An 11994-nucleotide genomic window follows, 5' to 3' on the forward strand; every position below is an offset into this window, starting at 1 on the left:
GAGCGAATCATCAGTGCAACGGCGTGGTGCCTCATGCCGGTGCCGGGCGAAGCGAGGTGGCGGCATGAGCGCACCGATGTCCCTACGCGGCCACCGCCTGGCCGACACCGCCGGCCTGCGCGCCGAGGTACGCGAGTTCGTCGCCGCGGAACTGGCCGAACGGCGGTGGTCGGCCCGCTGCGACGCGTGGCTGCTGGGTTGGGATCCTGGGTTCAGCCAGCGCCTGGCCGCACACGGCTGGGTGGGCATGGCGATCCCGCAGGAATATGGCGGCCGGGCGGCCGGGGCGCTGGCCCGCTTCGTCGTCACCGAGGAACTGCTGGCCGCCGGTGCCCCGGTGGCCGCACACTGGATCGCCGACCGGCAGAGTGCTCCCCAGCTACTGCGCTTCGGCACCGAGCAGCAGCGGCGGCTGTTCCTCCCCGAGATCGCGGCCGGCCGGATGTACACCGCGCTCGGGCTGTCCGAACCGGACAGCGGCTCCGACCTCGCCTCGGTGCGCACCGCCGCGACACGGGTGCCCGGCGGCTGGCGGGTCACCGGCCGGAAGGTCTGGACGTCGGGCGCCACACACGCCCACCTCCTCACCGCCCTGGTACGCACCACCCCACTCGAACCGGGAGCGCCACGCCAGGCCGGTCTCACCCAGCTCATCATCGACTTCGACTCCCCCGGCGTGCAGGTACACCCGATCCGCCTGATCAACGGTGAGGCACACTTCGCCGAGGTCGTGCTGGACGACGTGTTCGTCGCCGACGACCGAGTGCTGGGCACCGTGGGCGACGGGTGGCGGCAGGTCACCGCGGAGCTGGCCTACGAGCGCTCCGGCCCGGAACGGGTACTGACCACCGCGCCGCTCCTGCTGGCGTTCCTACGCGACGCGGCCCGCATCGGCATCGCCGAGCCGGCGGCGCTGGGCCGGTGCCTGGCCCGACTGTCGACGCTACGCCGGGTCACCGCCTCGGTGGCGGTGGAGCTGGCCGCCGGGCGCACCCCGGAGCTCGCCGCGGCGCTCGCCAAGGACCTCGGCACCCGCTTCGAAGGCGAGGTGGCCGAGGTGGTCCGCCAGTGCCGGACGGACCCCGGCGGCGACGAGGTGAACCGACTGCTCCGCGAAGCCATCCTGCAGTCCCCCGGGTTCACCCTGCGGGGCGGCACCACCGAGATCCTGCGCGGCGTGATCGCCAAGGGAATGGGGTTGAGCTGACATCCTCCTCGCCCTAGAGGACGGGGATTTCCTTGGTCGCCCTCGGGTTTTCCTGCTTCACCGCCGACTGCCCCGAACGGAGGTTGCCCCGTTGAGGTCTTACACCGGCTCCACAGGCCGACACCGCCAGCCCGGCGGCCAGAATGTTGTGTGCCGCGTTGATGTCGCGGTCGTGGGTGGCCCCGCAGGGGCAGGTCCACGTGCGTGCGTTGAGCGGCATCTTCTCCGCGACCGCTCCGCACGCGGAGCACACCTTGGACGACGGGTACCAATGGTCGATCACGACCAGGTTCCTGCCGTACCAGGCGCACTTGTAGGTGAGGAACTCGCGGAACTGGCGCCAGGCCGCGTCGGAGATGGCGCGGGCCAGGCTGTGGTTTCTGACCATGTTGCGTACGGTCAGATCCTCGATCACGAGCGTTTGGTTGTCACGCACGAGCCGGGTGGTCAGTTTGTGCAGGTGGTCGCGTCGCCGGTCAGCGATGCGGGCGTGAACGCGGGCGACCTTGAGCCGGGCCTTGGCCTGGTTCCTGGAGTCCTTGTCCTTACGGGCCAGTTCCCGCTGAGCACGGGCGAGCCGGATTCGGTCGGCGCGTTCGTGGCGGGGGTTAGCGATCTTCTCCCCGGTGGACAAGGTGAGCAGGTGGTCCAGGCCGGCGTCGATCCCGACGGCCGCCGTGGCAGCGGGCATCTGCGCGGGGGTGTCCTCGCACAGCAGGGACACGAACCACCGTCCGGCCGCGTCACGCGAGACGGTCACGGTGGACGGCGACTGCCCTGCCGGCAGCGCCCGGGACCAGACGATGTGCAGCGGCTCGGCCATTTTCGCCAGGGTGAGCTGGCCGTCCTTGAACCGAAATGCGGACGGGGTGAACTCGGCCGAGGCGCGGGACTTGCGCTTGGACTTGAACCGCGGGTAGCGGGCTCGCTTGTCCCAGAACGCAGCGAACGCGGCTTGCAGGTGCCGCAGGCTTTGCTGGAGCGGGACGCAGGAGACCTCGTTGAGGAACGCCAACTCCTCGGACTTCTTCCAGGCCGTCAACATCGCGCTGGTGGCGTTGTAGTTGATCCGTTCCTGGCGCTGGTACCACGCGGTGGTGCGAGCTTCCAGGGCCAGGTTGTAGACCTTGCGCACACACCCGAACGTCCGGTTCAGCAGGTCGGCCTGTTCCGGGGTCGGGTAGAAGCGGAACTTGAATGCCCGCTTCCTTGAGGCCACCGTCACAAAATAGCACGCTTGTTCGGAGCCGACCTTGCGGGCCGCGCGTGGGACACCGATCCGCCGTGGCGGCGGATCGGCTTTCCCGACCTGCTCCGCAGGGGTTCCGTTTCCTCCCCGGCCTGAAGGCCAGGGTATCCACGAAAGGAATCTGATGAGGGCACTGTCGCCGGCCGAGCACCTGGGTGAGCTCGAGGATGCCGTCGATGACCTGCTCGGCCGGTACGAGGTTTCCGACCCGGCGGTACGCCCGGGCCTTTGGCGGGCACTGAGCGAAGCCGGCTTCACCCTCCTGTCCATCCCCGAGCGGGCCGGCGGGAGCGGCGGGGATCTGGCCGACGCCGCCGCGGTGCTGCGCCGCTGTGGATACGCCGGGGTCCGACTGCCGCTCGTGGAGACGCTGCTGGCGGCGTGGCTGTGCGAGCAGGTCGATCGGCCGGTCCCGGAGGGCATGAGCGCGTGCGGTGTCGCCGAGGCGGGGACGGCCACCCGGCTGGCGTGGGCCGGCGCCGCCGACGACTGCGTGGTCCTCGTGCACACCGACGGGGCGTACTCGGTCAGCCCGGCCGCCACCGTGGCCACGGCCGAGACGACCCTCGCCGGCGAGCCGGTCGGCACCGCCACCGCCGGGCAGGGCACCCCGACCTCCGTACGGGCCGAAGAGTTGCGGCTTCGCGGCGCCGTGCTCCGCGCCGCGATGCTGCTCGGCGCGGCGCAACGGGCGCTGGACCTGGCCGTGCAGTACTCCGGTGAACGGGTGCAGTTCGGCAAGCCGATCAGGGCGTTCCAGGCCGTCGGGCACCTGTTGGCAGGCTGCGCGGGCCAGGTGGTGGCGACGTCGGTGGCCCTGGACGCGGCGCTGGCGAGCCTGAGCGACCCCGGGTGCGAACCCGAGCGGCAGGAGGTGGCCGCGCTGGTCGCGGTGGTGGAGGCGACCCAGATGGCGGGCCGGTTGGCGGCAGCCACCCATCAGGTGCACGGGGCGATCGGCTTCACCGCCGAACACCCGCTGCACCTGAGTACCACGGCGCTGTGGTCCTGGCGCGACGACTACGGCAACGAGTTCGAGTGGGCCAGCCGGCTGGCCCGTATCGCGACGGCCCACGGCCGCGACGCGTGGGACCTACTGGCGGACTAGGAGTTTCCATGGCCCTTCGTTACGCGGTCTCGGACGGGATCGCCACCATCACCCTCGACCGGCCCGAGCGGCACAACGCGTTCACCTTCGAGATGATCGCCGACTGGGCCGACGCGCTCACCCGGGCGCAGGACGACGACGATGTCCGGGTGGTGGTGCTGACCGGAGCCGGGACGGCGTTCTGCTCCGGCGTCGACCTCGACTCGCTCGCCGAGGTGGACCCGACCCCGCTCGGCAAGCGCACCATGCTCACCCGGCGGATCCACAAGGTCGCGTTCGCAGTCGAGGCGCTGGACAAGCCACTGCTGTGCGCGATCAACGGCGCCGCGATCGGCGCCGGCCTGGACATGGCCCTGATGTGCGACATCCGCTTCGCCGGCGAGTCGGCCCGAATCAGTGAGGGTTACGTGAAGGTCGGGCTGGTGCCGGGCGACGGGGGCTGCCACTACCTGCCCCGGCTGGTGGGCACCGCCCGGGCGCTGGAACTGCTCTGGACCGGCGACGTCCTGTCCGCGGCCGAAGCCCTGTCGTACGGAATCGTCAGCCGCGTCTACCCCGACGACGAGCTGATGCCGCAGACCCTGGCCTTCGCGCGTCGGTTGGCCGACGGCCCACCGGTCGCCCTCGGGCTGATCAAACGCGCCGTCTACCAGGGGCTGCGGGCCAACGACCTGCGGACCAGCCTCGACCTGATCGCCTCGCACATGGGCGTGGTCACCGCCACCGCGGACTCCGCCGAGGCGATGGCGGCGTTCCGGGAGAAGCGCAGGCCCACCTTCACCGGATGTTGAGCCCGCCAGCCGGGTGAAGGCACCGCACACAGCCCCCGGTCGTGGTCGACCGGGGGCTGTCGCAGGTTCATCGATGCCCATCGTGGGCCTAGGGCGTGTCCTGCCGATCTTGTAGTGGTTGATCTTTGACGATGTGCCGGTGGTGCGTCGTGGTGAACTGACCGATGAGGCGTGGGCGGTGATCGCGCCGCTGCTTCCCGAGCCGGGCGGTGCGCGGGGGCGGTGGCGGGATCACCGGCAGGTCATCAACGGGATCCTGTGGAAGCTGCGGACGGGGGCGCCGTGGCGTGACCTGCCGGAACGGTTCGGGCCGTGGAAGACCTGCCACGAACGGCTGCGCCGGTGGACCGCCGACGGGACATGGGACCGGATCCTCGCTGCCGCGCAGGTGCATGACGACGGCATACCGGTGCAGTGGACGATCAGCATCGACTCGTCGGTCGTGCGGGCGCATCAGCATGCCGCTGGCGCCCGCAAAAAGGGGGCTCCCCGAAAAGTGCGGCGACGCCTGGTGCGCAAGATGGCGAGGCCATCGGCCGGTCCCGAGGCGGGCTGAGCACGAAGATCCACCTGGCCGTCGACGGGCGTGGCCGGCCGTTGTCGATCCTGCTCACCCCAGGTCAGGCCGGCGACAACCCCCAGCTGCTGGCGCTGCTGGACGCGATCTGCGTCAACGAGCCGGGACCGGGCCGGCCCCGCAAGCGTCCCGACGTACTGATTGCGGACAAGGGCTACGCCCACGACTCCACCCGCCGCGCTTTGCGGCACCGCGGGATCCGGCACGTCATCCCGGAACGCTCGGACCAGGTCGCCCGCCGGGCCGCCAAGGGCAGCGCCGGCGGGCGGCCACCCGCCTTCGACCGGGCGGTCTACAAGAAGCGCAACGTGGTGGAACGCTGCTTCAACCGCCTCAAGCAGTGGCGAGACCTGGCCACCCGCTACGCCAAACGGGCATCCCTCTACCGGGCCAGCCTCGTCCTCATCGCCGCCATCATCTGGCTTCCATGATCGACAGAAAACCTAGTTGCTGCGTTTGTTGGCGTCGAGGGCGGTCTGCTCCACTCGCTGGCGGTAGTCGAGCCACCATGACTCCTCGGCGGGGGGCAGGTTGTCGTTCCTGGGCAGCAGCCCGGCCGCGCCGTCGATGAGTTCGCGCACGATGTCAGCGTGGCCGGCGTGCCGTTGTGTTTCCGCGATGACGTGGACCAGGACGTGGTGCAACGTGACCGCCGCATCGCCCCACCACGGCACGCGGCCGACATCGTCCAGCGCAAGGGCTTCAATGGTGGTGTCGGCGTGGGCGATCGCGCGACGGTACAGTCCGACGATCTCCTCGCGGGTCTCATCCGCGGTGGCCCACTTGTCGGCATTGGTCTCCGCTCCGTCGCCGACGTACGGCAGTTCCTGCTCGAACGGCCGGCCGAACACGACGCCGAAGTAGAGGATCTCCATGGCCGCCGAGTGCTTCACGAGACCGAGCAAGTTGGTGGCGGTCGGGGTCAGCGGGCGCCGAATATCGTATTCGCTAAGTCCGTCGAGCTTCCACAGCAGCGCGTCGCGGCCGCCCTTCAAGTAACTGTGCAGGTCTGCCTTCATGGCGGCACTATGGCATCCGGTCTGGTGTCGGCGCTGCCCCGGACGATCCACGGAGATCATGATCGGCAGGACACGCCCTAGCCGCCGGCCACCTCGATCAGCTTGGCCTTGTGCGAGCTGCGCTCGAAGGTGCCAGCCGGCACCACGGTCAACTGGGGGCGGATCGCCAGGCGCTGGTGCATCGCGTCGGCCAGCCGGCCCGCCAGCTCGTCGTGACGCTCCGCCGGGACGCCGACTCCCGCCTCGACGGTGACCCGCAGCGGCGGCACCACCCGGGGCGGCGGGTTGTTCAGGACGATACGCAGCTCGCCGGTCAGCTGCGGCACGAACGAGGCGACCACGTCCTTGACCGCGGCCGGGTACACCTTCACGCCCTTCACGATGAGCAGATCGTCGATCCGGCCGATGACCTTGATCCGCTCGCCCGGTACGCCGCACCGGCAGGTCTCGGTGAAGACCTGGTACATGTCGCCGACCGAGTACCGCAGGGGCGGTGCCGCCTGCCAGGTCAGCGCCGTCTTCACCCGCTCCCCGATCGTGCCGTCGGTGACCGTCAGCCCTTCCTTGGTGGCCGGGTCGACGAGCTGGGTGGTGACGCAGTGGTCGGGGGCCAGGACGTGCATGCCCGCGTAGTCTTCGCTGGCGCAGGACGCGTTGATGACCCCGTGGACCCCGCCGAGGACGTCGTGCACCCGGGCGCCGCCCCACCCGTCGGAAAGCTTCTGCCGCACGGCGGGCAGCCCGGCGCCGGGTTCGCCGGCGCAGAGGATCACCTCCACCCCGAGCGAGGCCGCCGACCGGCCCAGGCATTCCGGGGCGCGCTCGATCAGGTGCTCGGCGAAGCTGGGCGTACAGGCGAGCACCCGCGGCCGCATGACGGCGAGCATCCGCAGCAGCTTGCTGGTGCCGCTCTCGGCACCGACCGCGACGGTACGCAGGCCGAAAGCCTCGCCGGCCCGCACCAGCGGCACGCCGGCGAGGTACATCGACAGGCCGAATCCGACGATCATCCCGTCGCCGGGGCGCAGTCCGATGAACCGGAAAGCCCGGGCCCAGGTCTCGTTGGTGATGGCCACGTCGGAGGCGGTGAAGGGGTACAGCACCGGCGTGCCGGTCGTGCCCGAGGTGGAAGACACCGAGACCACCTGTGCGGGATCGACGCAGAGGAAGTCGCCGAACGGCTGCCCATCGCGCTCGAGAGTCGCGTCCTGGAGCCGCCGGTGCTCGGGCGGCGACACCAGGATCGGCAACTGGTTCAGGTCGTCCAGGGTCCGTACCGAATCCGGCGAGATCCCCAGCTCCTCGAACCTGCGTCGGTAGAACGGGCTGGTCAGGCAGTACCTGACCTGTTGGCGTAGCTGGGCGTCCAGGTCAGCGCGGGTCATCGTCTGCTCCCTCGACGAAGTCGGCCAGCGCGGCCGCCACGGCCGGTGCGGCGTTGACGAGTCGGGGTACGCCGACGATGACCGCCAACGCCTCCAGCACGCCCCACACCTGCTTCTCGGTCAGTCCCAACCGGCGCGCGCGCTGGACGTGCACCGCGAACGAGCCCTCCGGCGCGCCCAGGGCGGTGAGCGCCGCGAGCGTGACCAGCTCGACCTGCTCCGGCGTCAACCCGCTGCCGCCCTGAAGACCGACGCGGGCCGCGCGCAGCAGGTCCAGCGCACCAGGGTTCTGCGCGAACAGCGGCACCAGCGCCTCAGGTACGTGGACCGGGGCCGGCTCGCCGCTCATCGGTCCGCCTCCGCGAAGTGGTCGACCACGCTCTGTGCCGCGCGCCGGCGCAACTCCACCAGTGCCTCCTCGGAGTAGAAGGCGACGTGCGGGGTGAGGATCACGTCTTCCCGCTTCCGCAGCGGGTGGTCGACCTCCAGCGGTTCGGTCGGGAAGACGTCCAGTCCCGCGCCGGAGAGCTGCCCGGAGTCGAGTGCGTCGATGACCGCCTCGACGTCGACGACGGCGCCGCGTCCGGTGTTGACCAGAACCGCGCCGGGACGGACCTTGGACAACAGGTCCACGTCGACGAACCGCTCGGTGTCCGGTTTGAGCGGCAGGTGCACGCAGACGATGTCGGCGTCGGTCACGTCCTCGCCCACCCGCAGGCCGAACCCGCGGAGCCGGTCGGCGACCGCGCTGCCGATCCGGCCCATGCCGAGAATGGCCACCTTCGCACCGGCCAGGCGACGCAGCGGCAGGGTGGCCGGTTGGGTGCCCCACTCCCCCGCCCGCAGCGCCCGGTCGTACTGGGGCAGCCGCCGCCACAACGCCAGGGCGAGCGCGACCGTGTGGGTGGCCACCTCGTCCACGCAGTAGTCGGGCACCCGGGTGACCGCCACGCCCCGCCGGTCGCACTCGGCGACGTCGATGTTGTCCAGCCCGACGCCGGTACGGGCGACCACCGAAAGCCGGTCCGAGGCGGCGATGACCCGACTGGTGACCTGCGCGAAGCAGGTCAGGATGGCGTCTGCGCCGGCGGCCTCGCGTACGAGGGTCTCCTCGTCGCCGGCGGGCGCCAGCGAGACGGCGAAACCGGCCGGTTCGAGCACGGCGGCCTCGACGTCAGTGTCGGGCCAGACGATGTCGGTGATCAGGACCCGCCGATCGCTCATCGCACCCACCCGCCGTAGTGCACGTTGTCGAACGCCTCGATCTCCAGCAGCCGGTTGTACTTGGCCAGCCGCTCCGAACGCATCAGCGATCCGATCTTGATCTGGCCCGCGTTCCAGCCCACCGCCAGGTCGGCGATGATGTCGTCCTCCGTGTCACCGGAGCGGGCCGACACCACCGTCGCGTACCCGTGCGCCCGCGCTTCCCGGACCGTCTCGTACGCCTGCTTCAGGGTGCCGATCTGGTTGGGCTTGATCAGCACCGTGTTGGCGACCCCGAGGCTGGCGGCCTTGCGTACCCGCACGGGGTCGGTGGCGAACAGGTCGTCGCCGACCAGCTGGATCGGGCCGAGCAACGACGACGCGCGCTGCCAGCCATCCCAGTCCTCGTCACCGAGCGGATCCTCGATCGAGACGATCGGGTACTCGGCGATCCAGGCCTGGAGCAGGCTGAGGAATTCCTCCGGCCGCTCGATCTGGGTGGCCGCCACGTCGATGGCGATCCCGACCGGCTCGCCGACCCGTTCGATCGCCTCGGCCAGGATCCGCAGCGGCTCCGCGTCGTCCCCACCGAGGACCGCCAGGCCGCCCTCGTCCGCGACGAGCCTGGACATGAGCCGGCCGTACCGCCCCTCGGTCAGCTGGGCAGCGGCACGGCGCACCTTCCAGACCACCTCGAGCGCGTCGGAGAAGGTCGGCGCAGCCAACGGGACCGCGAGGAAGTCCTGGATCCGCACGCCGCCCTCGGCGTGCCGGCCACCGGAGAAGATGTTGACCATCGGGCAGGGCAGGCAGTAGTCGTCGCCCTCGGCGAGGTAGCGCCACAACGCCACCCCTGCCGCCGCGGCGGCGGCCTTCGCCGCCGCCTGGGAGACGGCCAGGGTCACGTTCGACGGCCCGGACAGCCGGTCGTCGACCGTGCCAACGGGCCGCCCGACGAGGTCGGCGGCGACGACGGTGTTGATCCGCTCGACCGCCTGTCGGGTGCCGAGGCCGCCGTACCGCTCCCCGCCGTCGCGCAGGTCCGCCACCTCGAACTGCCCGGTAGAGGCGCCGGTGGGCACCATGGCGCGTCCGACGAACCCGCCCTCCAGGAAGACGGCGCAGGCCACGGTCGGGTGCGCCCGCGAGTCGAGCACCTCCCACGCCCGTACGCTGATCACCGCGCGCTCGGCGGAGCCGTACGCGGGCACTGGCTTGTTCACCAAAAGGTCCTTTCATCCGGCCACGTGGCGTCAAGGAGAAGTGCGCGTCCGACGGTGTCCAGTCGGGTGAACGACTCCGCGGTCAGGTACTCCAGCCGCGACTTGCCGTGCGTGCGGGCGAGCAGCAGGGCACCGGTCAGCTGGCGCACCCACTTCTCGTCGGCGTCCGGGTCGACCGCGCGCACCACTGCGGCGGCCCGGGCCAGGTCGGGAGCGGCCGCCGGCCGGTGCACCGACTTCGCGAACAGGTGGCTGAGCAGGAAGGCCAGGTCGAACACCGGATCGCCGACGTGGGCCACCTCCCAGTCGAGCACGACCACCCGCGGATCCGGCCCGTGGCTGTCGACCAGGAGGTTCTTCGGCGACAGGTCGCCGTGCACGACATGGGTCCGGGTGCTGGCCAGCCGATCCACGACCGAGGCCAGCGCGGGTTTCAGCTGCGGGTGCCGCTTCGCCACCCAGCAGAAGTACGGGTCGAGCCGCAGCCGGTGGAAGCGGTCGGCGCCGTCGATTCCGTCTGTGGGCAGCAGCCGGATGGCCCGTAACGCCTCGGCGACCTGACCGACGATCGCCTGGTCAACCCGGCCGGCCAGCAGTTGCGCCTTCCACGGCGTGCCCTGCTCGAAGCGCTGCACCAGCACCTGGTGCAGTTCGTCCACGTGCAGCACGGCCGGAGCCAGCCCGCTCGCCAGCCGCATCGCGGTGGCTTCGGCCAGCACCCGGTTGGTCCCGGCCTGCCAGTCGAACGGTACGTCCAGCCGGCGGCGGGGCCGCTTCACCACGGCCGGGCCGACCCGTACGACGTTCGCCGAGACACCGCCGACGAGGACACTCCGCGGCACAGCATCGGGCCTGACCAGCCCTCTCCCGACGAGATAGCGCAGCCAGCCGTCCGGATCGTCGCCGCTCGGGGGCTCTGGCGGATCGTCCCGGACGGCAAACCAGTCCGGCACGTCGGCGGCCGGGCGCGGGCCCGGGTCGGAGATCCCCTGTTTCCCGCGGTACTCGGCGGCGATACTGGCGATCGTGCGGAACTGCACGTCCGGACACGCGGCGAACTCGCGCACCACCCGCTGCACCGCGGCGAACTCCGCGTCCGGGCTGCCGCTCACCCCGGGGTGTACCACCAGCACGAGGAGACGGTCGTCGCGCTGCCGGGCCTGGTCGAGCAGTGCTCGCCAGCGGTGCGGCAGGTCGTCCGGGGTCGCCGGGTCGTCCGGGTTGAGCTGGTAGGCCCAGTAGTCCACGGCGGGCCAGACGAACGGCACGTTCACCAGGCCGCTGCTGTTGAGCAGCGCCGGGACGGTACGCGTGGCGGCCCCCGGTGGGATGGAGGAATCCTCGGTGATCCCGACCTCCGCGAGCAGGTCCGGGTCGTCGTCGGCCAGCAGGCCGCCGGGCGCGCGGAAGCTGGGCCGGTCGACGCCGGCCAGCCGCAGCGCGGCCACCCCGTCGAACAGGATTCGCCGTCGCTCGCTGCGGCTCAGTTCTGTCCAGCGTTCGTGCACCCAGCCGTGCAGGCCGACGTCGTGGCCGCGCGCCAGCAGTGCGCGGATGGCCTGGGGGTGGTGCAACACGCTCCAGCCCTCGCAGAAGAAGGTGGCCGGGGCACCGACTTCGTCGAGCAGGCCGAGCAGGCGCGGGAAGCCGACGCTCAGGTCGTGGCGATGGGAGTCGGGGCTACTCGCCCGACCCAGCCGTACGTCGAGCGCGGCACCGAGATGGTCGAAGGTCAGGCAGACCGACACCGGCCGGGTAGTCATGGCTGATTCCACTCCTTGGTGCGCCGGAGCCCGCCCGCAGCCGGATTGGGCAATCGAGTTCGGCAGATCAAGTGTGCATCACCGGCGAGGTCACCTCTCCGTAATGCATGAGCATGCATGCAATCACATTCTGAATGCTGGCGCAAGCATGTTAGGCTTGGCCCGAATCTGGACAGGGCGGTCAGGAGCCTCAAGTCGGCGCCGAGGGAAGGGCTTACCAGGTGGCTCAGCACGATGCACCCGACGTCATGCAGGTGTGGCGTGAGCTGTCCCGGCGACTGCGGGTCGCGCAGGAGTCGCTCGACCTGACCCTACGGGCCGCAGGCGCGGGCAGCCTCGCCGACTTCGAGGCGATCGAACTGCTGGCCACCAGCGACGGCGGCGCCCTACCGCAGCGGCAGGTCCAGGACGCCCTCGGCCTGAGCCAGTCCGGGACGTCGCGGCTGGTCACCCGCCTGGAGAAGAGCGG

The 11994-nt window shown here is 70.9% G+C and carries 12 protein-coding genes; 5 read left to right on the forward strand and 7 right to left on the reverse strand.

What is annotated here, in order from left to right:
• Positions 1 to 64 precede the first annotated feature (64 nt).
• Positions 65 to 1207 carry an acyl-CoA dehydrogenase family protein gene (locus ABZ570_RS27070; protein WP_358069377.1) on the forward strand — a complete coding sequence of 381 codons (1143 nt, stop codon included), beginning with the start codon at positions 65 to 67 and terminating at the stop codon, positions 1205 to 1207.
• A gap of 13 nt (positions 1208 to 1220) precedes the next feature.
• Here ABZ570_RS27070 and ABZ570_RS27075 read toward each other — a convergent pair whose 3' ends face one another.
• Positions 1221 to 2426, reverse strand: a complete 1206-nt coding sequence (locus ABZ570_RS27075; RefSeq protein WP_358069380.1) for a transposase — start codon at positions 2424 to 2426, stop codon at positions 1221 to 1223.
• Positions 2427 to 2580: 154 nt separating this feature from the next.
• Here ABZ570_RS27075 and ABZ570_RS27080 point away from each other — a divergent pair, with 154 nt between their 5' ends.
• The 3 genes from ABZ570_RS27080 to ABZ570_RS27090 all read left to right on the forward strand — a co-directional run bounded on the left by ABZ570_RS27080 (position 2581) and on the right by ABZ570_RS27090 (position 5363).
• Positions 2581 to 3564, forward strand: coding sequence for an acyl-CoA dehydrogenase (locus tag ABZ570_RS27080; RefSeq protein WP_358069383.1), 984 nt, complete (start codon positions 2581 to 2583; stop codon positions 3562 to 3564).
• Positions 3565 to 3572: 8 nt separating this feature from the next.
• Complete coding sequence (locus ABZ570_RS27085; protein ID WP_358069386.1) at positions 3573 to 4355, forward strand: enoyl-CoA hydratase-related protein; 783 nt, start codon at positions 3573 to 3575, stop codon at positions 4353 to 4355.
• Between the two features lie 142 nt (positions 4356 to 4497).
• Positions 4498 to 5363 (forward strand): IS5 family transposase gene (locus ABZ570_RS27090; RefSeq protein WP_358069410.1). Its coding sequence is split into 2 segments (ribosomal slippage): positions 4498 to 4831 and positions 4831 to 5363, totalling 867 coding nucleotides; the frame shifts between segments, so codons are not numbered across the junction.
• Between the two features lie 12 nt (positions 5364 to 5375).
• Here ABZ570_RS27090 and ABZ570_RS27095 read toward each other — a convergent pair.
• From ABZ570_RS27095 to ABZ570_RS27120, 6 genes are all read right to left on the reverse strand, one after another.
• Positions 5376 to 5951 (reverse strand): DinB family protein, encoded by a 576-nt coding sequence (locus ABZ570_RS27095; RefSeq protein WP_358069389.1) that lies wholly within the window; start codon positions 5949 to 5951, stop codon positions 5376 to 5378.
• 77 nt (positions 5952 to 6028) lie between these two features.
• Positions 6029 to 7336 carry a hypothetical protein gene (locus ABZ570_RS27100; protein ID WP_358069392.1) on the reverse strand — a complete coding sequence of 436 codons (1308 nt, stop codon included), beginning with the start codon at positions 7334 to 7336 and terminating at the stop codon, positions 6029 to 6031.
• Positions 7323 to 7685 (reverse strand): carboxymuconolactone decarboxylase family protein, encoded by a 363-nt coding sequence (locus ABZ570_RS27105; RefSeq protein WP_358069395.1) that lies wholly within the window; start codon positions 7683 to 7685, stop codon positions 7323 to 7325. The genes ABZ570_RS27100 and ABZ570_RS27105 overlap by 14 nt, the downstream gene beginning before the upstream one ends.
• Positions 7682 to 8560, reverse strand: coding sequence for a C-terminal binding protein (locus ABZ570_RS27110; protein ID WP_358069398.1), 879 nt, complete (start codon positions 8558 to 8560; stop codon positions 7682 to 7684). The genes ABZ570_RS27105 and ABZ570_RS27110 overlap by 4 nt, the downstream gene beginning before the upstream one ends.
• The gene (eno, locus tag ABZ570_RS27115) at positions 8557 to 9762 is read right to left on the reverse strand and encodes a phosphopyruvate hydratase (RefSeq protein ID WP_358069401.1); all 1206 of its coding nucleotides are present in this window, start codon (positions 9760 to 9762) and stop codon (positions 8557 to 8559) included. The genes ABZ570_RS27110 and eno overlap by 4 nt, the downstream gene beginning before the upstream one ends.
• Positions 9759 to 11525, reverse strand: coding sequence for a phosphotransferase (locus tag ABZ570_RS27120; protein WP_358069404.1), 1767 nt, complete (start codon positions 11523 to 11525; stop codon positions 9759 to 9761). Before ABZ570_RS27120 ends, eno begins: the two co-directional genes overlap by 4 nt.
• Before the next feature lie 221 nt (positions 11526 to 11746).
• Here ABZ570_RS27120 and ABZ570_RS27125 point away from each other — a divergent pair.
• The coding region (locus ABZ570_RS27125) for a MarR family transcriptional regulator (protein WP_358069407.1) at positions 11747 to 11994 on the forward strand (248 nt) is incomplete at its 3' end.

The organism is Micromonospora sp. NPDC007271 (genome assembly GCF_040634005.1).
Classification (GTDB): Bacteria; Actinomycetota; Actinomycetes; order Mycobacteriales; family Micromonosporaceae; genus Micromonospora.